The sequence below is a fragment of the Providencia sp. JGM181 genome (assembly GCF_018257375.1).
Classification (GTDB): Bacteria; Pseudomonadota; Gammaproteobacteria; order Enterobacterales; family Enterobacteriaceae; genus Providencia; species Providencia lanzhouensis.
Genome location: NZ_JAERJY010000003.1, coordinates 18,452 through 40,101, shown reverse-complemented (window position 1 = coordinate 40,101; position 21,650 = coordinate 18,452). Strand labels below are relative to the sequence as shown.

Genomic DNA, 21,650 nt, shown 5'->3' with positions numbered 1-21,650 from the left:
GTAAAAATATAACCCATCAAGAATGGAGTTAACTTTAAGGTTTTAATGTTTGTTTATTCAAAATTTAAGGCTAATAACACTGATTTTTATGAATTTATTCCTCTCTAATAAAATTAACCGATGATTTTCTCTAGGTTAGCCCCCTAAGCTGTACAAAATCTGTTAGACTATGTCCCAGTTTTTTATTTGATTATTTCTCGCTTTCATGAAGCGAGAGGGTTGTGCTGACTTTCAAAATGGATCTTGAAGGTTAAGTACATGGGATTTTAAAAATGAAAATAATGAATTAATCCTTATTTAAGGATCATTATTTTTATCATTTGGAGGTTTTAATGGCTGTTGCTCCTAATAAACGTTCGGTAATGACATTGTTTTCAGGCCCAACTGATATTTTTAGCCATCAAGTACGTATTGTGCTTGCTGAAAAAGGTGTTAGCGTTGAGATTGAACATGTCGAACCTGGTCATATGCCTCAAGACCTTATTGATCTTAACCCATATCAAAGTGTTCCAACGCTAGTGGATCGTGACCTGACTTTGTATGATCCAGATATCATTATGGAATACCTCGATGAGCGTTTTCCTCATCCACCGTTAATGCCTGTTTACCCAGTGGCTCGTGGTACTAGCCGTCAGCTGATGCATCGTATTCGCAGAGACTGGTACTCATTGATGGCTAAAATCGAGAAGGGTACAGCACAAGAAGCAGATGCAGCTCGTCGCCAATTAGCGGAAGAACTGATTGCAGTTTCACCTGTACTGGCTGAAATGCCATTCTTTATGAGTGATGAATTCAGCTTAGTTGATTGCTATTTAGCACCGCTATTATGGCGCTTACCTGTTTTAGGTATCGAATTAAAGCCTGCAATCAGCAAACATTTACAGATGTACATGCAGCGTGTATTTGAGCGCGATGCATTTTTAGCATCATTAACTGAATTAGAGCGTGAAATGCGCCTGTCAGCACGAGGCTAAGTCGGATGATGGAAATGGCACCAATGACACCACGTCGCCCTTATCTGCTGCGCGCCCACTATGAGTGGTTGCTGGATAACGATATGACTCCGCATTTGGTGGTTGATGTCACTCTTCCCATGGTGAATGTTCCAATGGAATTTGCGCGTGATGGGCAAATTGTTTTAAATGTTGCCCCGCGTGCAGTGGGCAACTTTGAAATTACCAATGAAGAAGTGCGGTTTAATGCGCGATTCGGCGGTGTACCTCGTCAGGTATATGTTCCAATGGCGGCTATCATGGCGGTATATGCACGTGAAAATGGCGCTGGTATGATGTTTGAACCTGAAGCGGCTTATGATGAGCACTTTGATGGGGAAGGCAACACGACTGATGAAGCACTGTCTGACAACATCGTATTGGTTCATGATGAAGCCTCTCAAACTGAAGAACCTTCATCCCCAGACGATGAACCACCAAGACCACCGAAAGGTCGTCCAGCGTTACGGGTTGTGAAATAAGCACAAATCGTGGCAGCTAAGACTGATATAGTAAATGCTAAAAAGAGGAAGAAATTCCTCTTTTTTTATACCTGAAGAAAACTCATTATCCCTTCTGCGGCTCCACGCCCTTCGGCAATCGCTGTTACCACCAAATCAGAACCGTGCACCACATCTCCCCCTGCAAAAATTTTAGAGTGCGAAGTCTGGTAAGCATAAGGATGATGGCTAGGTGCCACTATTCTACCGTTCGTATCGCGCTGTATGGCTTGTGCGCTAATCCACGGCATATCATCAGATTCAAAACCAAATGCAATAATGACCACATCAGCAGGGTGTGTAATATCTTCCGATTTTGTGGAATTCGATAATGTGCTGGCGAAATGGACACCAATAACTTGCCCCTCAGCATCGGTGTTAATCCCAATGGGTTGTAAGTGAAAATGGAACTGTACGCCTTCTTCTTGAGCGTGCAAGACTTCTCGCGGCGTTGCAGGTATTTCCGAAGCGCCTCGGCGGTAGATACAACTGACTTTGCTTGCGCCTTGGCGGATAGCGCTGCGGACACAATCCATCGCGGTATCTCCTGCTCCCAACACGGTTACATTCTTATTTGCCAGTGACACGTAAGGATATCGGGGATCGTCAGAATAGCCTAATAAGTGACGTGCATTGCCCACTAGATAAGGAAGTGCTTGATAAACGCCTATGGCGTCTTCGTTGGGGAGATTGCCTGAAACGGGATGATGGGTGCCGGTTCCAATAAAAATCGCATCAAACTCATTGAGTAACGTTTCTAACGGGATATGTAGCCCAATCTCGGTATTAAGTTTAAAGATAATCCCCATTTCTTCAAAAATACGTCGTCGGTGCTGCATTATCTGCTTTTCTAACTTAAATGCGGGTATACCAAAAGTGAGTAACCCACCGATTTCAGGATGTTTATCAAACACCGTTGCTTGAACGCCGTGACGAGCCAGTACATCGGCACAGGAAAGACCTGCGGGACCCGCGCCGATAATCGCGACCCGCTTACCTGTATCCCTAACATGGGAAAGGTCAGGGCGCCAACCTTGCTCAAACGCAGTATCGGTAATATAGCGCTCCAAATGCCCAATCGTGACGGAACCAAAAGTTTCATTCAGGACACAGGCGGCTTCACACAATTGTTCCTGTGGGCAAATTCGACCGCAAATTTCAGGCAAGCTGTTGGTGTGATGACAAAGCTCTGCAGCCTCAAGAATTCGACCTTCTCCAGCCAGCTTTAACCAATTTGGGATAGGGTTATGGAGTGGGCATTTCCACTCACAATAGGGGCTGCCGCAAGACAAGCAACGCTGGGCTTGATGCTGAGCTTCAATGTTGCTGATTGGCTGGTAAATTTCCACAAACTCAATTTTGCGGATCGTCAGCGCTTTTTTACGAGGTTCAAGACGGGGCGAACCCATATTTGAAGAGGACATAGGCACCTTTCCAGCCAAATTCTTTTACGGGAATGATATAAATTAAAGTTTACTTTGATAGCATTGATATAAATAGTGATTATCGTAATAAAGTTACTAATACACGGGTGAATATCCCATTGTGACCGACGATTTAATGAGCAGGATCGATATTTCGTATGAAACCCCATCCGAAACAGCCCTGTTTGATATATGATTCAGTGAGAATTTAACTAAGGGGTGGTTATGAAAGTACTTCGCGGTCTTGCACAATACTATGTTGACCTGATGATGAAGCTAGGCTTAGTGCGTTTCTCTTTGCTTCTCGCGTCAGCGTTAGTTGTGCTCGCCATGATAATGCAAATGGCGGTAGCGATTTTTCTTCGGGGACAAGTCGATAGCCTCGATATGGTCGGCTCCATTTTCTTTGGCTTAATTATTACGCCATTAGCAGTTTATTTTCTTTCGGTGGTGGTAGAGCAATTAGAAGAGTCTCGCCAGCGTTTAACGCGCATGGTTGATAAGCTCGAAGTGATGCGAAAGCGTGATGCGGAACTGAATACTCAGCTTCAAGGCAATATTGAGCAACTTAACTTAGAAATTTTAGAGCGTGAAAAAGCCGAAAGCGCCCATCTTGAGTTGTTAGAGCAACTCAAACAAGAAATGAAATACCGCGAACAGACTCAAATTGAGTTCGAACAGCAATCTGTTTTACTGCGTTCGTTCCTCGATGCTTCCCCTGATCTTGTCTATTATCGCAATGAAAACAATGAATTTTCTGGCTGTAACCGTGCGATGGAGCTGCTCACCGGTAAGAGTGAAAAACAGCTAGTCGGTTTAACGCCACTGGACATTTATGATGAAGAAATTGCCGCCAAAGTGATGGAAACGGATGAGAAAGTTTTCAGACACAATGTGGCATTAACCTATGAACAGTGGCTAGTTTACCCTGATGGGCGAAAAGCCTGTTTTGAGCTGCGAAAAGTGCCATTTTATGACCGCGTAGGGAAGCGCCACGGGCTAATGGGGTTTGGGCGTGATATTACCGAGCGTAAGCGCTATCAGGAGGCGTTAGAGAATGCCAGTAGAGAGAAGACTACCTTTATCTCTACTATCAGCCACGAGCTTCGTACGCCGCTTAATGGCATTGTGGGGCTTAGCCGTATTTTACTAGATACCAAGCTGACCAAAGAACAATCGAGCTATTTAAAAACCATTCACGTCAGTGCCGTCACTTTAGGCAACATTTTTAATGATGTGATTGAAATGGACAAAATCGAGCGCCGCAAAGTCCAATTGGATAACCAACCTGTGACATTGCCCGAATTTGTGAACGATTTAGAAAACCTGAGCGGGTTACTTGTTCAGCCGAAAGGCCTGAAATTTGTCATGGATGTCGCTCACGGTTTACCGAAAACCATTTTGACGGACGGTACGCGTTTACGCCAAATCCTGTGGAACTTAATCGGTAATGCGGTGAAATTCACGCAGAAAGGCGAAGTGAAACTGAGTATCTGGCGTGAAGCGGATGACAAGCTATTTTTCCAAGTCAAAGATAGCGGCATCGGTATTCCGAAAGACGAATTAGATAAAATCTTTGCGATGTATTATCAAGTCCGTGATTCCGCAGGTGGACGTCCTGCAACAGGAACGGGGATTGGGCTTTCTGTATCCCGTAGGTTAGCACAAAGTATGGGCGGTGATATTCGTGTTGAAAGCGATATTGGACAAGGTTCAACATTTACATTGTCGATTATTGCCCCTGAAGTAGAGGCTGAAATCGAAGAGCAGCAACAGCACGACGATGATTATCCATTACCGGCGCTCCATATCTTACTAGTGGAAGATATTGAACTAAATGTGGTTGTGGCGTGTTCTGTGCTAGAAAACCTTGGCAACACGGTTGATGTCGCAATGACAGGTAAAGACGCGCTAGAGATGTTCGCACCTGGAGAATATGACTTAGTTCTACTGGATATCCAACTTCCTGACATGACAGGGTTAGATATCTCTAAACAGCTTAAACAACAGTATGATAAGGATGATTTACCACCATTAATCGCCCTGACCGCGAATGTCCTCAAAGATAAGAAAGAGTACTTTGATGCGGGAATGGACGGTGTTCTGAGCAAACCATTATCGGTTCCTGCGCTCACTCAAGTGATTGAGCAATTTTGGGGCGAGAATGCATCTTCAAATGACAAGCATGAGGAGCAAGTGGATATGGCAGAAGTTGATGAATCAATTTTAGATTGTGAAATGTTAGAGCAATACATTGAATTAGTTGGGCCAAAACTGATTTATGACGGTTTAGAGGTATTTGAAAAAATGCTACCGGGCTATTTAGCGATCCTCGATTCCAACATGGTGGCTAAAGATCAGAAGGGAATTGTTGAGGAAGCTCACAAAATTAAAGGCGCTGCGGGTTCAGTAGGACTGAAAAATTTACAGAAACTCGCTCAGCAGATTCAATCCCCTGAATTACCAGCATGGTGGGACAATGTGCAAGAGTGGGTTGATGAGTTAAAACAGGATTGGAAATCAGATATAGAAACATTAAGAAACTGGGTGGATGGCCGCACAAAAAAATAACCCCAACCTAAGTTGGGGTGCGCGAATACTGCGCCAACACCAGGGAAATCATTGATTCGCTTATAATTTTTATCTTAGGCGAATCATTAAAATGCATTTGTCACGACTCAGACGTTATCAAGATACCAAAATTTATCGAACCTGTTACAAGATTCATTAAAATCTGTGATGAAGATTGATGTTTGTCTGCTTTCGCTCTGGGGAGTAATTTACTACAAAAGGACGAAGATATGAAATCAATTGCGGTAATTTTAAGTGGCTGTGGTGTTTTTGATGGAAGCGAGATCCATGAATCAGTATTAACTATGCTTGCTTTAAGTAAAAATAATGCAGAAGTTCACTTTTATGCGCCAGATGATTATCAAGCTACTGTAATTAATCATGTTAATGGCGGATTAAAAACAGAAAAACGTAACCAAATGGAAGAGTCTGCACGTATTTCTCGTGGGAAAATAGCGCCTTTGTCATCAGCAGATGCCTCTAAGCTAGATGCCCTTATAATTCCTGGTGGTTTTGGTGTGGCAAAAAATTTATGTGATTTTGCGGTGAAGGGAAGCGAATGTGAAATTAATAAACAACTATTAAGTTTAGTACAGGCAATGCACCAACAGAAAAAGCCGCTAGGGCTGATGTGTATTGCTCCTGTCATGCTACCGAAGATGTTAAATACATCAGTGAAATTGACGATTGGTAATGATACTGAAACGATTGCCCAAATTGAAAAGATGGGTGGACAGCATGTTGTTTGTACGGTTGATAACATTGTGGTTGATGAATATAACAAAGTTGTTACAACACCTGCTTATATGCTGGCTCAATCCATTGCTGAGGCAAATATAGGTATCAATAAGCTGGTTGAGAAAGTATTAGAAATGGCGTAATTAACTCAATGCAAAAGTTTGTTTCTCGCTTGTGGTATTGGTTAAAGAAGATCACACTTTCATTACTTGCCCTCTGGCTAGTATCTGTTGTGATCTTCAAATTTATCCCTGTCCCCTTTTCTGCGGTGATGGTCGAAAGGCAGCTTTCTGCATGGTTAAACTTTAATTTTTCTTATGTTTCTCATTCGACTTGGGTGAGTGAAAAACAGATTTCCCCCTATCTTTATCTCGCTGTCATTGCTTCTGAAGATCAAAATTTTCCTCATCATTGGGGATTTGATCTTGATGCAATTGAGAGAGCATATAAACATAATTCGAGTAATAAACAGACAGTTAGGGGGGCTTCAACAATCTCTCAACAAACAGTGAAAAACTTATGGTTATGGGATGGACGAAGCTGGATAAGAAAAGGCCTTGAAACAGCAATGACACCAGTTATGGAGTTAATGTGGTCAAAAACCCGGATCATTACTGTTTATCTTAATATTGCGGAGTTTGGGGAAGGGGTTTTTGGTGTTGAAGAGGCGGCAAATAAATACTTCAATAAGCCTGCTAGCAAGCTTTCTCGGCAGGAAGCTGCACTTTTAGCAGCTGTTTTACCTAATCCTCACCGGTTCCATGTAAAAAATCCATCTTCATATGTTTTGAAAAGACAAGCATGGATACTTAATCAGATGAGCTTATTAGGAGATAGGAATTATCTGAAAAATAACGATATAGGTGAGGAATAAGAAAAAAGCCATGAATTTGACTTCATGGCTTGGCTCTTTGTAACAATAGGTTACTAATTATAATCAATTGAGATAAGTAAATGCCGTCGTTACACGACGAACGCCATCCGTTTCACTCGCAATTTTTGCTGCTGCAGCACCTTCTTGCTGAGTGAGTACACCTAATAAGAAGACTTCACCATTCTCAGTGATGACTTTAACGCTGCCTGATTTCACTTCGTCACTGGCTAAAATCTTAGATTTTACTTTGGTGGTTAACCAAGTGTCTTTTGACGCGGTACCTAAATCAACGGGCTGACCTTGTCGAACCTCGTTATACACTTTTTCTGTACCATCAACGTTACTGGCGATTTGTTTGGCTTTATCTGCCCATGACATGTCGGGAGATTGCCCAGTTAACAATACATTGCCTTTATACGCAGTTGCGATAATACGGGCTTTGCTGGTGATATCTTTATCTTTGTTAAGTTGACCACTGACCCGGGCTTCTAATGTGCCATCATCAACTTGCTGACCAACAGAACGAGGGTCTGTAGCGCTTTTGGTAGCTACTGCGGCAGTACCTACAACGGCAGCACCAATACAGCCTTGTAAAAGAGCCGCGCTAAACACTATGGCAAAAATCGGAAGTAATCGCATTTTGTCTCCTTAGTCGTTCTGGTGAGGAAAGAGCGTGTTATCGATAAGGTCACACAAACAATTCACTGTGAGTAAGTGTACCTCTTGAATTCTGACACTATGCTGGGATGGAATACGAATTTCAACATCCTGTGGTCCTAAAAGACCCGCTAACTCGCCGCCATCATAGCCAGTGAGTGCGACGATGGTCATATCGCGCGTTACCGCAGCTTCTACGGCTTTAATAATATCGGCACTGTTACCGTGGGTTGAGATAGCCATTAATACATCGCCATGCTGACCTAATGCTCGAACTTGTTTTGCATAGATTTCAGTTGGTTGCTTGCTTCCTGATATCGCGGTGAGCACAGTATTATCCGTATTTAGCGCGAGAGCAGGTAAGCTTGGGCGCTCAGTTTCAAAACGGTGGATCATGCTCGCAGCAAAACGCTGTGCTGTTGCTGCGGATGCGCCATTGCCACAACACAAAATTTTATTACCATTAAGCAGTGACTGCACCATCATCATTGCAGCTCGAGAAATTGCATCGGGCAGGGCTTCCGCTGCGGCAATTTGAGTTTGGATGCTTTCAGTAAAGCAAACTTTTATTCTATCTAGCACTTACTTATATTCCTGTTCACTAAGATTAAATGCGTTTTGAATCCACTGAAATTGCTTGCCGGTGATTGCACAGATATCAAAGCGGCAGGGTGTTGTTTCAAAACTTTCTTGTCGTTGAGCAAGCCAATATTGTGCGGTGGACAATATTTTTCTGCGTTTGTGCCAGTTTACTGATAAAAGTGCGTCTCCGTAATCACTATTCTTGCGAAAACGAACCTCTACGAATACCCAGCCTGATTTATCTCGCATGATCAAATCGATTTCTCCCGCACGGTTTCGAACATTGCGTGCGACAAAAGCGAGCCCTTGCTGCTTTAAATAGGAGAGCGCTTGGTTTTCGTAATATCGACCAGTCAACCATTTTAATGATTTTTTAACGGTTTTCATGACATCCTTGTCTGAAAAATAGGCAGCAATAAAGCGACCTCGTTTAATTTATTGCGCAGACTTTACTTGTCCTTGCTTGAATTGCAACCACGGCAATTCACGGTAAATAACACAGTTATCATGCACACTTAGCGTACCGGATGCCCCGTTAACACGGAATTGGTCACTGTGTTGCTGTAAGTTATCGTAGTTATTTGCCAGCGACCATGCATCAATACCCATCGCATACAGGCGGAACAGCGAATAATCGTTATTCACTTTACCTTGAGCTTGTTTGCGTAAGTTGTTGTTTGCACCAGCAAGTAATGGAACTTCGCTGAATTTCACGCCTTCCATTTCGAAACGATAATCCGCATTTGAGTTCCCTTGGTTACTGCGCGAACTGGCATATAAAGCAGGGCGCTGACGGGAACTGATCGCCATATCGATCATCGGTTTGACGAGGGTTAATTCATCGCGTGTTGCCACGATATAAACCGCATCAACACCGCCACTGGTTGGTGCCATTCCTTGGGTATCGACACTGATAGGGGTACCTGTCATGCGGATCCCTTGACCACGGTTGATTGACTCTTTTAAGGATGCAGTAGAACCAAATGTTTGCATCAATGCTGTGCCACCGCCTTTTGCTTGCCACTCCTCGGCAAATGCTTTGGCGATGCGATCACCAAATGGGGATGCAGGTACTAACACTAACGGCATCTGTTTACCATCTAATCTCATTTGGTTAGCGGCATTTTTCGCTTCATCTTCAGGGGATAAAGAGAAATAACATAAATTTGCACGTGGCTGTAATTGGTTAGCGTCTAATTCATTCAGTGCCAATACATTGATGGGCGCATTCATTTGAGCAATGGCTTGCACCTCTGATTTCAGTAGAGGTCCAACAATTAAGTTATACCCTTCAGAAGTGGCTTGAGCGACTAACTGAGGGATCGCTTTGCCTTGGGTATCAAAGACTTTAACGCTTTGGGTATTGGTTGGTGCTGCATCAATGCGCACGCTAGATGAAGCTACTTCGGAATTGGCATTTTCATTAACCGTCGCAGCCACCTCTTGGTAAATCTGGTCTAGTACATCATTACCGGAGCTTTGTGGCGCAGTTGGTGCTGCGGCAGCTTGAGATGCAGGGCCTGAAGGTAAACCTTTTTGTGCATCAAGGAAGCCTTGCATGATGGCTTGACCAAAGACTTGCCCCTGCCCGCTCATCGGTAAAAATAGCGCAATACGTGGGTTAGCACCGACTTTGGTGATGGTTCCTTGAACTAATGCGCTTGGCAGATTTTTGGCGCCTGGATTATGTGGGTAACGAGTTTTCCAGTCTTCGATGCCAGTACGGAGTGCCTCTGGGTCATCTTTATTATTTTGGTAGATATCCAGAAGGTCGACCCAGCCCAGTAGAATATTTTCGTCAGCTTCGATTCCTTGAATCTGTTCTGGCTTCATCTGTGTTAACATCAGCCACAGAGAATCAATATTCGCCTGATGTTGTACAGGATCGGTTAGCAGAGGTTCTTGGCTGATAAAAGCACGCAGGACATCCATTGACGGTTTGCCTTGAGCGGCATCGATAACGGACTGGTAATGGCTGGCATCAGAAACGCTAGGCTGCTGGGTTGTTGTCGAGGTTGTCGAGGATTCGATTTGGCACCCTGTTAATGCCAACGTGGACAACATCGCAGTGCAGATTAATCTTTTTTTCAAATGCAAAAAAATTGAAGGACGCATACTGTATCCAATGGTGTATTTTTCAATTGCTTAATTTTAAACCGGCTATTCGGATGAAACAATGAATCAACCTAATCAAGCAGTGGTTATGGCATCTACGCTGTACATCGTGCCAACCCCAATTGGTAACATGGGAGATATCACGCAACGCGCGTTAGATGTGCTTAAACATGTTGACCTAATTGCTGCGGAAGACACAAGGCACTCAGGCATTCTCTTACAGAATTTTGCCATCAATGCGCGCATGTTTGCGCTACATGATCATAACGAGCAGCAAAAAGCAGATCAATTAATTAGCAAGCTTCAACAAGGGGATAGTATCGCATTAGTCTCGGATGCAGGTACACCTTTAATTAATGATCCTGGCTATCACTTAGTCAATCGCTGCCGTGAGGCTGGCATTCGCGTTGTCCCACTACCGGGCGCTTGTGCGGCCATCACCGCCTTGTCAGCGGCGGGTTTACCTTCAGACCGTTTCTGTTATGAAGGGTTCTTACCCGCGAAAACCAAGGGACGCAAAGATGTTTTGCAATCCTTAGAGCAAGAGACTCGAACACTGATTTTTTATGAATCCACTCATCGCTTATTAGACAGTTTAGCAGACATGGTGGAAGTGTGGGGACCTGAGCGTCGTGTGGTTTTAGCCCGTGAATTGACCAAAACCTGGGAGTCGATTGAAGGGCGCCCAGTTGGTGAATTACTCGAATGGGTAAAAGAAGACGAAAATCGTCATCGCGGTGAAATGGTACTCATTGTGGAAGGGTATAAGCCACAAACGGATGAATCGGCGATTACGCCAGATGTTATTCGTACGTTGGGTTTGCTGCAAAAAGAGTTACCACCGAAAAAAGCCGCTGCGATCACCGCAGAAATTTATGGTCTGAAGAAAAACCAGCTCTACAAATTGATGCTAGACCAACAAGACAGCGAGTGATTTTTGTCCAAGTGCCGGTTTTGACGTAATTTGCCTGTCATTGAGTCTGTACAAGCTAGTGTAAAGTGCCTATAATTCGCCGCGGAGTTGGTCAGACAACCGCTGCTTTATCGTAGTCCCTTCGGGAGACGGGTAGAGGGGAGGAAAGTCCGGGCTCCATAGGGCAGGGTGCCAGATAACGTCTGGGAGGCGCGAGCCTACGACAAGTGCAACAGAGAGCAAACCGCCGATGGCCTGTTTACAGGATCAGGTAAGGGTGAAAGGGTGCGGTAAGAGCGCACCGCGCGACTGGCAACAGTTCGTGGCATGGTAAACTCCACCCGGAGCAAGACCAAATAGGGGTTCATATGGTGCGGCCCGCATTGAACTCGGGTAGGTTGCTGGAGCCAGTGCGCAAGTGCTGGCCTAGATGAATGGTTGTCCACGACAGAACCCGGCTTACCGACCAACTCCAATTTTTTCGTCATACTTCAAGTTGTGACTGCGTTGGCTTCACTCGTCAACCCTAGTCACATACTTGTGTATGCTCCTAGGGATTTCCTCATTTTGCCGCCTTGGCACACCTCGAATTATTTAGAAAAAATCTCGGCTTGAATTATATAAAGAAAACGACAATCCAAATTATTTAGAAAAAATCTGAGTTTATTATCTTTCATTTGCACATTTTCCTATCAACACGCCATATCTATCGTCAACATCACAAGGCAGTGATGCAAATCAATACGGGTGATAGGGACTTAAATACAATAATGGTATTTAAAATGCATGTTAAAGAGATAGGCGGACATGGCAAAGAAACCCTCAGTACGATACCCACGTCGTCCAGGAACAATTGGCGGAAAACTCCCTTGGAATGATTGGCGTAACGCCTCGACATGGCGGAAAGTCGTGCAAATCACGCTTTTGGCGATCAACATTTATATTGGCATTACCTTCTATTACTGGGTGCGCTATTATGAAACGGGCGGTGCGACGTTGTATCTTCCGCGTCCGGGAGGCATCGAAGGCTGGCTGCCTATTGCGGGGTTAATGAACTTAAAATACACCATTGAAACAGGGGGATTACCTCCCATACATGCCGCAGCAATGTTTCTCTTGGTTTCCTTTATCATCATCAGTTTATTACTGAAAAAATCCTTTTGCTCATGGCTGTGCCCGATAGGCACAATATCGGAATATATCGGGAAAATAGGTCAGAAACTGTTTCGTTTTCAAATCAAAGTACCTAAATGGCTCGATATCCCCTTAAGAGGATTAAAATACCTACTCTTAGCTTTCTTCCTCTATATCTCGCTCTCCATGCCAGCACAGATGATCCAATACTTTATGATGTCGCCTTATGGGATCATCATTGATGTGAAAATGCTGGATTTCTTTCGTTATATTAGTAGCGCTTCACTCATCACAGTTTCTGTTCTTGTCGTCGCTAGCCTGTTTATTCGTAATGCATGGTGTCGTTATCTTTGTCCTTATGGTGCATTACTAGGGATATTTTCGCTATTCTCGCCGGTTAAAATTCGCCGAAATGTAGAAAGCTGCATTGATTGCGGAAAATGTGCCAAAAATTGCCCATCACGCATTCCTGTTGACCAATTAATCAACGTCAGAACGGTTGAATGCACGGGATGCATGACGTGCGTTGAATCTTGCCCAGTGGCGTCAACATTGGCTTTCTCATTACAAGCGCCGACTAAAAAACGCCAAATCCCTTTATCAGGAATGGTGATGGCCATTTTGACCCTAGGTATTTTATTCGTCACTATTGCGGTTGCGGCTTACCTAGGCGTTTGGGATAGCCCGGTTCCTGATAACTATTGGTTTCATATCATACCGAATGCCAGAGGAATCGGTCATTGATTCAAAATGAAGAATCAAGAATAAAAAATGCCCCGCGGCACAAAAAGTGAGTGGGGCATTGGGTGCTTTGTCATGGTTATGGTAGTAAGTACTTTAACGTCTCGCTAATATTTATTTTCTTATGTGTAGCTTATTGCTACATCAATTTACCGCTTTTTTAACCATGTTTAGCAATTGGCGGACATCCTCTGGGCGGGTATCTCCAGTGGTTTTATCAATGATAGAACTGTAAATATGTGGGATGATTTTCTTCACTCCAGCGTCGAGGGCGATTTGCAAAATCTCGGCGAAATTCTCTAAATCAATACCGCCCGTTGGCTCTAAAGAAAAATCAAACTTAGCGCAAGCTTCTGCAATAGCTTTATATTCCTCAATGTACTTCAAGCCCTGCATATTAAAGAACTTCACAGAATCTGCGCCCATATCTTTGAGCATCATAATGGCAGTTTCAATCGGCACGATACCATCAGGGGCTTGAGCGCTTAATGGGCCTGTTGAAATTTTCACCATGCCCACTGTACCCGTGGGGGAAATTAGCGCATTCACAAACGTTTCATTCTGACCCAATAGTGCGCGGCTAATCGGTGCGCCCGTAAACACTTGATTCACATGCTGAGGTTGAACTTCTTTTGAAATAAGAGACACCATGGTGGACTGCTTAGGGTCGCCGGCACCTAAACCGACAGACAGCGCATTATCCACTTCTTTGGCATACACCTTCATATCCGCAATGGCACTTTCAAGGTCAGGATAATTCTTGGATAACACCCCAACCACCACAAAACTCTCCGCCGCGGCATAAATATCTTTTGCGTTTTGATGGCTCCCTGCTAGAACGTTCAGGCACACACGATCATGGTAAAAATTTGGTGACAACTTCATGTTAAATTCCTTCTACTAACGTACGAATTTGCTGCGAAATGACGTCAAGTTGCTCGGTGCTGACGCTGCGAATATCGGCTTCAACCTTTCCTTCATTGGCTTTGTACTCGCGAAAATAAATCGCGGTATTGCCTTGTTTCAGCTCATCCATGATTTGGTAGGTGGTTTTGCCAATCGCTTTTTCATCAAAACTGATCTCGGCTCTGGCGATATCACGCCCAGCGGCATCCCAAACAATACGGGCTGAAATACCGGCTATCGCATTTAAATCTTTAAGGAATTTATCCATACGGCTAACCATTTCCGCCCCAGTTTCTTTGGTAGCGGTGAGGTACTGCTCGATAGCCAGTGTTAAGCCTAAAATGCCTTCTTTACCAACTTTCATCGCACGGCCAATACCTTGAGATTGGCGTTTTACCCATTCAACATACTGTTTTTTACCGACAACTAAGCCACTGGTTGGTCCTTCAATTGCTTTGGCGCCACTGTAAATCACAATGTCGCCACCCGCTTGGTAATAGGCAGTTAAATCTTCTTCCGCGGCCGCATCCACGATCAAGGGAAGCTGATGGGCATGAGCGACTTTGGCGGCTTCCGCCACGGTTAACATGCTCTTTTGTACGGTATGGTGGGATTTGATATATAAAATGGCAGCGGTTTGCGGGGTAATTTTTGCCGCTAATTGCGCAGCGCTACATTCATTCGCAAAACCTGCTTCAACCACTTTACCGCCACCTAAGGTGACCATGGTGTCCACGGGGGCGCCAAAGTTCACGTTATGTCCTTTTGGCAAAATAATTTCGCGAGGAACGGATTTGCTGGAGGAGTGCAAATTAAGCAGCAAATCCTCATCATCTTGCACAATCACCGCCGCCACCGCTTGAGCAATACCCGCAGAGGCGCAGGAAACCACAACCGCGGCTTCAACATTGAGCAGTTGAGCGATGTACTCCCCAGTTTTGTTCACTAAGTCTTTAATTTCAAAATAATGGTTCAGCCCATATGCTACGCGCTCGACGACTTCAGGTGTTGGGGTTGAAACGCCTAAAAGGGTCATACGACCGGAGGCATTAATAACGTGTTTTAACTGATATTTTTCATAGATTGATTGCATGTTCAGATTCGCCTTGTGCAGGAATAATGTGCTTTCCACCAACGATGGCAGCAACAGGAACAAAACGATGGGTACCGATGCGATGCTCGCCATCGGCATCCGTCAGCTCGGTTGCCTCTTCTTTGAGGTCAAATAACGTGATGTCAGCATCAAAGCCTGGTCTTAAATAACCTTTAGCAGGAAGCGACAGTAAATCCGCGGCTTTCTCAGTGACACAGCGTAAAATTTGTTCGGCGCTAAAGCCCATACACAGGAATTTCGTCATCACGAATGCAAGGCTATAGACGGGACCATTCACGCGGTTACGGTGATAGATATCTGAGCTGATAATGTCTGGATAGGTGCCAATTCGCATGGCTTGCTCTGCGACTTTGAAGCTAAAGCTTTCACCGCCGTGACCCACATCGAGGATCACGCCACGGGCGAGGGCGCGGGCAATAGATGGTTTTAGGTATCCATCATCCCCTAAAATTTTATTCGGTTTGCCATTAAAGCAGTGGGTAATGATGTCTCCACGGGTGAGTAAGTCTGCGACTTCATCAATATTGGGCGGGTTATTCCCAATGTGCACCATTAATGGAAGATGATGTTTTTTCTGCATTTCTTTGGCTTTAACCAAAGGCGCAATACCATTCTCGCCCACCACACTTTTGCTCATGCGCGCTTTCATACCCACCACAAAGCCGGGATGGCGCTCAAGTGCGGCTTGGAAACTCGCATCGTCGATATTGTCCATGTTGGACAGCTCATTCTGAGCGATAATGCCAATGCGCGAAATATTCAGCAGAGAGAAGACATTAGTTTTGGATTGAGTAGTTAGCCGATAAAACCTGTCAATATCATCAGCACCCACACTGCCCGCATCAACCAGTGAAGTGACACCGCCAGCGGCACCGGCGAGATCAGGCTCATCGAAGTAAATCGGCGACTCAGCAAAACAGTGGGCGTGAGAATCAATCCACCCAGCGCTAACATACAGCTTTCCTTCAAGATCAATGATTTTTTCAGCTTGCTGATTATGGGAAAGCTCAGAACCCGCAGCTTCGATTTTTCCGTCTTTGATTAGGATATCGATAATTGAGCCATCGATACGCTTTCCCTGTTTGATGATTAGTGAATACATAATATCCCTCTGTCATACTCGTCATACTTCAAACCGCAGCGTTGTTGGCTGCTCTTCCGCTACCCTAGTCACATACTTATGTATGCTCCTAGGGATATCGTCGCTTGCCGCCTAGCTGCAGCTTGAATTATTTAGAGTATGCTCAAGTGTTTGTTCTAAATGATACAAACCGTAGTATTTGTTCTAAATGATGCTAGGCAGTGAGTGGGAAGAAATACCCAAACAACATCGCACCTAAGATAGCGCCACCGGCGACTGGTTTTTGCCATACATAGAAAATCAGTGAGCCAATCAGTGCTCCGATACCAATCGGAATAGACGCGGCCATTGCAGCAAGGATAATCAATGGACCTAAGAAACGGCCGGAGGTGTTACCTGCGCCCATCATTACGTCTGCACCAAACGTTGAGTTAGCTTGCGCAATGGTAAACTTACGGGCGAACACGATAATTAAGCCGATAAGCACACCAAGGAATAAACCAGTGATCAGGGAAATCCAGAAGTTGGTGACTAAAATATCCCAGCCTGCGGCTAAAAATAGGGCGGGAACCCCTAAGCCAATACCGGTTTGCAGTGCACCACCGATATCCAAAATCCCCACGAGAGACCCTTCGATAATTCGCGCAAACAGGAAGCTTGCACCGAAGGCGGCGACAGCACCGTAAACCCCCGTATCTAGCCCAGCGCGTAACATGGCGACGAAAGCCACTTCGTTAAATGCGCCGAACCCGTACACGACGTACATATGGGTACCCGCGAAGATCCCCGCTGATAGCAGCCCAACAAAGATAGGGAAAGACCATTCCGCGTACCAAAAGTCTTGTTTATTGATTTCAGTTGTCATGATTATTTCCCGCTCAGCAGTCCGTGGACATATTCAAGCCACAGTGGTTTGTCTAAGTTGAAAGAGGTGATCATCTTCAGGTCAAACTCGCGGAAGAAGCCACTGAGAACGAACAGCAGAATAACGGTGATCATCATGGTACGAGTGATGCGGTTCCAGCCATTGTCATCCACGCCTTTACCAATCAAGATCCCTAACACTAAACCTGGGATAGCGTTACCCATGATTAATTGTGCGCAACCACCAAATAAGGTTGCCCAGAAACCGGAACGACGACCAGCATCCATCGCGGCTAGCCAGAAAATGACGGGCATCACGGTGTTAACCAGTAAGTTAGCTGCCGGAACCAGCACGTTAATAGCGGTGGTTTGCAGCGCGGCTGGGACTGCGGACGCCGTGGTATTTAAGAAGGCGACCACCAATGCTCCGATAATGGCACAGGCAATCGCCATTTTTTTCGGGTTATGCAGGGTATCTGCCACACTGCGGTTTTTAGTTAATAGAGCAGCAGCACCCCAGTTAGGGATGATGCGGTGGTCAACGTCTTGGGTGAAGGCACCCGCAGCGACTGATGATGCCCATGCGTTGAAGAAGAATCCTAAGCCGAATGAGAAGTGTGATGCGGGGTCTCCCTCACAGGCGTTTAACTCACCAAGGGTACGGAATGCTCCCATACCTTGAACGGTTGGCGCGTGGAACATACGTGCCGCCCCTGCGCCTAAACCAAAGCCGCAGAGGCCGCCGATAATGAGGGACATGCCCAATATTTCTAAGAAAGATGCAGTTTCACTCATGGAATTTACTCCAGACCTGATTGCTTTTATTGTTCTGTAAATGGAATTTCGTTGACAGAAAGTAAGGTAACATCCAGCGAAACGTCGAGAACAACTCGGAAATGTTCACGTTTGCGTGGCAAAAAGAGAAAGAGAAACTTTTCTGTCCGCGAATGAGAGTGAGCACTAACAACCTCAACATCCTTGGGTTCTATCCGCAGAATGATGTCGGTGCTGTTCTTAAGTACGGTTTTTTGAATCGAATTTAAGGCGTCAGCAATCGCTTTTTGCTTTGTGTCGCCTTGCCCTGTCACCCGTACGGTCGTTTCGATAGATTTTTTCATTAAGCGTTGCCGTATTTTTTATTAAAAGCTTTAACTAAGCGCTCGCCTAACTCTTCCTTGTCCATAAAACCGAAACCTAAAACATTGCAACCTTCAGCAATGGCGGTTTCTCCCTCTTCAATCGAACGCATCCCATAACGCGCTTTGTAGCCATATTTGGTTTGAGCTGTAATGGCGCCTGCACCACCGCTACCACAGAATGAAATGCCAAGATCAGCTTGTTCTTGGTTCATCACATCCCCCAGTTTCATGTCAGCAGCGACACCAGGAACAACGATGGCTTTTCCGCCGGCAGCTTCAACGCCCGCAGCCACTTTTTGCCCTTTACCTAAACGATCGCCGATAACAATAACTATCTGTTTCATAAAATATTCTCCAAGACCGAATGCTAAAAATTGAGTGCTAAAAATAAGATGCTAAAAATTAATCATTAGAACGGGCAACTTCAAAGTGAACTGAGAGCAAATAAGTTTCTTCTGGCGCAAGCCCCGGCAAGGTATCGACGACGCGCTGCGCTAATGCAATGGAATGGCTCGAAATTTCATCGAACAGACTGATATCCACTTCCGGTAAGGCTTCACCGGTTTTGGCTCGAGCAACCATGGCACGTAGATGAGACTCCAGCATTTGTTGCTGTACATCCGTGGTGTAGCAACCCTCCAGTTTGAGCCAGTCAGTAATCACTGCTAGCAGTTCTTGTGTGACCTGATGGATATCAAGGTCGTCTTCTAACATTTTGAAAACCACAACTGATTCATTCATAACTGTTTAAAATCCAAGGTAATATTTCAAATCAAATCACTTTTTTCTTCATGACTAATACCTTAATCGCTTCTTGAATAATTTTGCAGACAGGGAATTTCCAGTTCAAAGTGGAAATATTTTGGAAGTGTAACTGGAAGATCGGCGGTTAATTTTCGATCTAAGAGGAAGCTAACTGGAAAAACTAACACATTACGAGGGGTATTTGGGCGGGTCAAATAACGAGTGAGTAATTAAAATCATTTAAATTCAAATTATTAAGGTCGATTTCTTATGAGTGGAAATGGCTCTCAGGTTAATAAATAAAAGTGGAAATGAATTTGTGGAAATCTACATAGAGTGGAAATCATCACTTCCACTTACGTTGGTTTACGCATGAAATGGACAATTTAGATTAAAAATCATTTGGTGGAGTTGTGGTTAGGATCACGTAAATAGTGGCCACCTCCCTTTTTCCACTGAGAAGTGGAAATGATGGGAAGTGGGGGGATGGTAGTGGGAATTATTGATAACTATAAAATTCGCGCGAGACTATCTTTAGCAATTGCTTGGAATTCATTGAAATTTTTGACATTAACTAGGCGGCGGGTGGTTTTCTCTTTGACGAAGGTGACAAACAAATCATAAATCGCCATTGCTTCTTCATAGTCAGTTTTGCTGATTGCCAATAAGAAAATCACATAGGCGTTCTCTTTGGTCTCTTTGTTCCACTCGATGCCTTGCGGAGCAAGGATAGTTGTCACGATAGTTTTATTGGCGAGTAACCCCAAGGAGTGAGGAAGGGCGATCCCTTCGCCCAGCAAAGTCGAGACAATCGATTCCCGCTCTTGCAGTGACGGGTAAAAATCTGTGGTGACATAGCCTTCTAATTGCAGTTTCTGGCAGACGGTTTTGAACAGCGTCTCTTGGCTAATTTTTTCATTGATAACCATAAAGAAACGCTCATCGAAGAAGCGCTCAATAATATAGGGACGGGTCTGATCCACCATCGCTAAGCGACCCACTTGTTCGAGCTGGTAGGGGGTTGGGAAGGGCGCAATTTTAATAACTGGTTTATTTTTCTCAGAGATCCGTACGGTGGTGATCACAAAGTCTTCTGCGACTTCATTCAGCGATTCATACTCTTGCAGTGTTAACCCGCGGCTAAATTTGAGCTGTGGAAATTCACGCATAATTTTGGACTCCACCACACGAAAGGTGGAATTTCCTGCATCCGTGACTACTAGTACTTCCGTTTGGCGTGCGGAGCCTGCCCCATAATTTCGTTCAAGGCTAACCCCAATGTGCACCGCTAAGTAACCTAGTTCATCTTCATTAATGGGATGTGGAAGCAGCTGCTTACTGGCACTGGTTAAGGCGCTTAACGTGACATCATAAGCAAACGGATAATACTGTTTGATGTCTGAAAGCAGCGGGTTTGGGGTGGAAATATGGTATTGAAGGCGAGTCATTAAGGCTGAAAGATGGGTATTCAGATCTTTCTTTAGCTTTTCGTCATTCCGCAAATCATAGTTATACAACTCGTTGATATAATTTAAGATATATTCAGATAACTCATTGTGATGGTTATGTTTTTGTGTTGATGCATGCTGGTTACTGATACGCTGCGCGATGATTTGGTCGTGCAAAAAGCTCAATTCAGCTGGGGATAAATCATTACCCAGGAAGTAAATTAACCCTTTAGAAATTTCATCACAGGCTTGAGTAATGACTTCTTCTAACTCTTCGTTATTGACGCTGGCAGTGAGTTCATGACCGCGGGTAATACGCAAAATGGTGACGGCGCAGTTAAATACAAGATAAAGATGACCTTCATTGCTGATACGAATATCAAAGCGATTCAAGCTGTTATGAACCACTTTATCGATGTAGGTTAAATCGAGATTATCCAGACTTTCTGGGGTGAATGTGGCGAGGTCGGGGGTGATTTGCTCGCTAAACTGTCGCCAGAGTGCTTCGGTCATACAAGCGCGAATAGCCCACTCACTGCCATTTAAGCGGATCCCTTGATGGGGAATGCTCTCCAATTGCACTTGATAGCGGTGAAGATGCTCGCGAACAGCGCCCATATCTTGCTGAATGGTACTGCGGCTGACAAACCACTCTTCGGCAATATCATCGAGCTTGACGGGCAGGGATAACATCAAGAGTTTGAGCAACAGCGCATCAATACGCTCTTTGCTGGTGCGCGGGATCTGGTTATTTTTGTCATTAAGCTTAGTAAATGCAGAAAAAATCTCATCATTCTCGATTTTTAATCGATATCCACGCCCACGCTCATACACAATATGAGCGCTATGATCTTTAATTAATTCATTGATTTCATTGATATCTGAGCGAATGGTGCGGGTGGAAACGGAAAACTGTTTCGCTAATTCATCTTGAGGGACAACCTCATTGAGGATCCGAGAGAAAATTTGATTGTGTCGCTGCAAAATGAATAAAGCCACAAGAACCCCTTTAAAATCAAAAAATAAAGTTCGGAGTTAAAAACTGATGGTTTTTTAACTGTCTTATGGCTGGACTCTATCACAGTGATATCAGGATAGCGGAAATATAAATGA

The 21,650-nt window shown here is 44.5% G+C and carries 21 protein-coding genes and 1 other RNA gene; 8 read left to right on the top strand and 14 right to left on the bottom strand.

The annotated features are described in order from the left end of the window. Positions 1 to 332: 332 nt before the first annotated feature. The gene (sspA, locus tag JK188_RS01055) at positions 333 to 974 is read left to right on the top strand and encodes a stringent starvation protein SspA (protein WP_036956125.1); all 642 of its coding nucleotides are present in this window, start codon (positions 333 to 335) and stop codon (positions 972 to 974) included. Positions 975 to 979: 5 nt separating this feature from the next. Then, positions 980 to 1,474, top strand: a complete 495-nt coding sequence (gene sspB, locus JK188_RS01050; protein WP_442959108.1) for a ClpXP protease specificity-enhancing factor — start codon at positions 980 to 982, stop codon at positions 1,472 to 1,474. A 65-nt stretch (positions 1,475 to 1,539) separates the two neighbouring features. Here the strand turns inward: sspB and JK188_RS01045 are convergent, their stop codons facing one another. Continuing rightward, the gene (locus tag JK188_RS01045) at positions 1,540 to 2,916 is read right to left on the bottom strand and encodes an FAD-dependent oxidoreductase (protein WP_211887364.1); all 1,377 of its coding nucleotides are present in this window, start codon (positions 2,914 to 2,916) and stop codon (positions 1,540 to 1,542) included. 225 nt (positions 2,917 to 3,141) lie between these two features. On the opposite strand from JK188_RS01045, the gene arcB reads away from it, so the two are divergent. The 3 genes from arcB to mtgA all read left to right on the top strand — a co-directional run bounded on the left by arcB (position 3,142) and on the right by mtgA (position 7,099). Continuing rightward, the gene (arcB, locus tag JK188_RS01040) at positions 3,142 to 5,487 is read left to right on the top strand and encodes an aerobic respiration two-component sensor histidine kinase ArcB (RefSeq protein ID WP_211887365.1); all 2,346 of its coding nucleotides are present in this window, start codon (positions 3,142 to 3,144) and stop codon (positions 5,485 to 5,487) included. Between the two features lie 230 nt (positions 5,488 to 5,717). Then, on the top strand, positions 5,718 to 6,368 hold the full coding sequence (gene elbB, locus JK188_RS01035; RefSeq protein ID WP_036956130.1) for an isoprenoid biosynthesis glyoxalase ElbB: 651 nt from the start codon (positions 5,718 to 5,720) through the stop codon (positions 6,366 to 6,368). A gap of 8 nt (positions 6,369 to 6,376) precedes the next feature. Then, positions 6,377 to 7,099 (top strand): monofunctional biosynthetic peptidoglycan transglycosylase, encoded by a 723-nt coding sequence (gene mtgA, locus JK188_RS01030; protein ID WP_211887366.1) that lies wholly within the window; start codon positions 6,377 to 6,379, stop codon positions 7,097 to 7,099. 63 nt (positions 7,100 to 7,162) lie between these two features. Here mtgA and dolP read toward each other — a convergent pair whose 3' ends face one another. From dolP to JK188_RS01010, 4 genes are read right to left on the bottom strand one after another with little or no spacing between them, the layout of a single operon-like run. Beyond that, positions 7,163 to 7,738 carry a division/outer membrane stress-associated lipid-binding lipoprotein gene (gene dolP / locus JK188_RS01025; RefSeq protein ID WP_211887367.1) on the bottom strand — a complete coding sequence of 192 codons (576 nt, stop codon included), beginning with the start codon at positions 7,736 to 7,738 and terminating at the stop codon, positions 7,163 to 7,165. Between the two features lie 9 nt (positions 7,739 to 7,747). Continuing rightward, positions 7,748 to 8,338, bottom strand: a complete 591-nt coding sequence (gene diaA, locus JK188_RS01020; RefSeq protein WP_006659121.1) for a DnaA initiator-associating protein DiaA — start codon at positions 8,336 to 8,338, stop codon at positions 7,748 to 7,750. Beyond that, positions 8,339 to 8,725, bottom strand: coding sequence for a YraN family protein (locus tag JK188_RS01015; protein ID WP_154603437.1), 387 nt, complete (start codon positions 8,723 to 8,725; stop codon positions 8,339 to 8,341). Positions 8,726 to 8,773: 48 nt separating this feature from the next. Then, on the bottom strand, positions 8,774 to 10,453 hold the full coding sequence (locus JK188_RS01010) for a penicillin-binding protein activator (protein WP_211887369.1): 1,680 nt from the start codon (positions 10,451 to 10,453) through the stop codon (positions 8,774 to 8,776). A gap of 61 nt (positions 10,454 to 10,514) precedes the next feature. Between JK188_RS01010 and rsmI the strand changes: the two genes are divergently transcribed. From rsmI to JK188_RS00995, 3 genes are all read left to right on the top strand, one after another. Then, a complete protein-coding gene (gene rsmI, locus JK188_RS01005) occupies positions 10,515 to 11,387 on the top strand; it encodes a 16S rRNA (cytidine(1402)-2'-O)-methyltransferase (RefSeq protein ID WP_187129659.1) in 873 nt (290 codons plus the stop codon). An 83-nt stretch (positions 11,388 to 11,470) separates the two neighbouring features. Next, positions 11,471 to 11,844: RNase P RNA component class A (rnpB, locus tag JK188_RS01000), an RNA gene on the top strand. 329 nt (positions 11,845 to 12,173) lie between these two features. Continuing rightward, entirely contained in the window at positions 12,174 to 13,244 is a 1,071-nt protein-coding gene (locus JK188_RS00995; protein ID WP_132496584.1) for a 4Fe-4S binding protein, read from the top strand. A 141-nt stretch (positions 13,245 to 13,385) separates the two neighbouring features. Here JK188_RS00995 and dagF read toward each other — a convergent pair whose 3' ends face one another. The 9 genes from dagF to JK188_RS00950 all read right to left on the bottom strand — a co-directional run bounded on the left by dagF (position 13,386) and on the right by JK188_RS00950 (position 21,536). Continuing rightward, positions 13,386 to 14,126, bottom strand: a complete 741-nt coding sequence (dagF, locus tag JK188_RS00990) for a 2-dehydro-3-deoxy-phosphogluconate aldolase (protein ID WP_132496583.1) — start codon at positions 14,124 to 14,126, stop codon at positions 13,386 to 13,388. Position 14,127: 1 nt separating this feature from the next. Next, a complete protein-coding gene (locus JK188_RS00985) occupies positions 14,128 to 15,240 on the bottom strand; it encodes a DgaE family pyridoxal phosphate-dependent ammonia lyase (RefSeq protein WP_211887371.1) in 1,113 nt (370 codons plus the stop codon). After that, positions 15,224 to 16,363: an amidohydrolase/deacetylase family metallohydrolase gene (locus JK188_RS00980; RefSeq protein WP_211887373.1), complete on the bottom strand. Its 1,140-nt coding sequence runs from the start codon at positions 16,361 to 16,363 to the stop codon at positions 15,224 to 15,226. The genes JK188_RS00985 and JK188_RS00980 overlap by 17 nt, the downstream gene beginning before the upstream one ends. A 193-nt stretch (positions 16,364 to 16,556) precedes the next feature. Continuing rightward, positions 16,557 to 17,207 carry a DUF4310 family protein gene (locus JK188_RS00975; protein WP_211887374.1) on the bottom strand — a complete coding sequence of 217 codons (651 nt, stop codon included), beginning with the start codon at positions 17,205 to 17,207 and terminating at the stop codon, positions 16,557 to 16,559. A 2-nt stretch (positions 17,208 to 17,209) separates the two neighbouring features. Next, complete coding sequence (locus tag JK188_RS00970; RefSeq protein ID WP_036956155.1) at positions 17,210 to 18,001, bottom strand: DUF4311 domain-containing protein; 792 nt, start codon at positions 17,999 to 18,001, stop codon at positions 17,210 to 17,212. A 26-nt stretch (positions 18,002 to 18,027) separates the two neighbouring features. Next, positions 18,028 to 18,324 (bottom strand): DUF4312 family protein, encoded by a 297-nt coding sequence (locus tag JK188_RS00965; protein WP_006659132.1) that lies wholly within the window; start codon positions 18,322 to 18,324, stop codon positions 18,028 to 18,030. Further along, complete coding sequence (locus JK188_RS00960) at positions 18,324 to 18,689, bottom strand: SFCGS family glycine-rich protein (protein ID WP_036956157.1); 366 nt, start codon at positions 18,687 to 18,689, stop codon at positions 18,324 to 18,326. Before JK188_RS00960 ends, JK188_RS00965 begins: the two co-directional genes overlap by 1 nt. A gap of 58 nt (positions 18,690 to 18,747) precedes the next feature. Beyond that, the gene (locus tag JK188_RS00955) at positions 18,748 to 19,086 is read right to left on the bottom strand and encodes a transcriptional antiterminator (RefSeq protein WP_036956160.1); all 339 of its coding nucleotides are present in this window, start codon (positions 19,084 to 19,086) and stop codon (positions 18,748 to 18,750) included. A 512-nt stretch (positions 19,087 to 19,598) separates the two neighbouring features. Next, positions 19,599 to 21,536, bottom strand: a complete 1,938-nt coding sequence (locus JK188_RS00950; RefSeq protein ID WP_211887376.1) for a BglG family transcription antiterminator — start codon at positions 21,534 to 21,536, stop codon at positions 19,599 to 19,601. Between the last annotated feature and the right edge of the window lie 114 nt (positions 21,537 to 21,650).

Excerpts from the sequence above, each read along its gene's own strand:
- sspA (WP_036956125.1), top strand. The coding sequence starts at position 333 with ATGGCTGTTGCTCCTAATAAACGTTCGGTAATGACATTGTTTTCAGGC.
- sspB (WP_442959108.1), top strand. The coding sequence starts at position 980 with ATGATGGAAATGGCACCAATGACACCACGTCGCCCTTATCTGCTGCGC.
- JK188_RS01045 (WP_211887364.1), bottom strand. The coding sequence starts at position 2,916 with ATGTCCTCTTCAAATATGGGTTCGCCCCGTCTTGAACCTCGTAAAAAA.
- arcB (WP_211887365.1), top strand. The coding sequence starts at position 3,142 with ATGAAAGTACTTCGCGGTCTTGCACAATACTATGTTGACCTGATGATG.
- elbB (WP_036956130.1), top strand. The coding sequence starts at position 5,718 with ATGAAATCAATTGCGGTAATTTTAAGTGGCTGTGGTGTTTTTGATGGA.
- mtgA (WP_211887366.1), top strand. The coding sequence starts at position 6,377 with ATGCAAAAGTTTGTTTCTCGCTTGTGGTATTGGTTAAAGAAGATCACA.
- dolP (WP_211887367.1), bottom strand. The coding sequence starts at position 7,738 with ATGCGATTACTTCCGATTTTTGCCATAGTGTTTAGCGCGGCTCTTTTA.
- JK188_RS01015 (WP_154603437.1), bottom strand. The coding sequence starts at position 8,725 with ATGAAAACCGTTAAAAAATCATTAAAATGGTTGACTGGTCGATATTAC.
- JK188_RS01010 (WP_211887369.1), bottom strand. The coding sequence starts at position 10,453 with ATGCGTCCTTCAATTTTTTTGCATTTGAAAAAAAGATTAATCTGCACT.
- rsmI (WP_187129659.1), top strand. The coding sequence starts at position 10,515 with ATGAATCAACCTAATCAAGCAGTGGTTATGGCATCTACGCTGTACATC.
- JK188_RS00995 (WP_132496584.1), top strand. The coding sequence starts at position 12,174 with ATGGCAAAGAAACCCTCAGTACGATACCCACGTCGTCCAGGAACAATT.
- dagF (WP_132496583.1), bottom strand. The coding sequence starts at position 14,126 with ATGAAGTTGTCACCAAATTTTTACCATGATCGTGTGTGCCTGAACGTT.
- JK188_RS00985 (WP_211887371.1), bottom strand. The coding sequence starts at position 15,240 with ATGCAATCAATCTATGAAAAATATCAGTTAAAACACGTTATTAATGCC.
- JK188_RS00980 (WP_211887373.1), bottom strand. The coding sequence starts at position 16,363 with ATGTATTCACTAATCATCAAACAGGGAAAGCGTATCGATGGCTCAATT.
- JK188_RS00975 (WP_211887374.1), bottom strand. The coding sequence starts at position 17,207 with ATGACAACTGAAATCAATAAACAAGACTTTTGGTACGCGGAATGGTCT.
- JK188_RS00970 (WP_036956155.1), bottom strand. The coding sequence starts at position 18,001 with ATGAGTGAAACTGCATCTTTCTTAGAAATATTGGGCATGTCCCTCATT.
- JK188_RS00965 (WP_006659132.1), bottom strand. The coding sequence starts at position 18,324 with ATGAAAAAATCTATCGAAACGACCGTACGGGTGACAGGGCAAGGCGAC.
- JK188_RS00960 (WP_036956157.1), bottom strand. The coding sequence starts at position 18,689 with ATGAAACAGATAGTTATTGTTATCGGCGATCGTTTAGGTAAAGGGCAA.
- JK188_RS00955 (WP_036956160.1), bottom strand. The coding sequence starts at position 19,086 with ATGAATGAATCAGTTGTGGTTTTCAAAATGTTAGAAGACGACCTTGAT.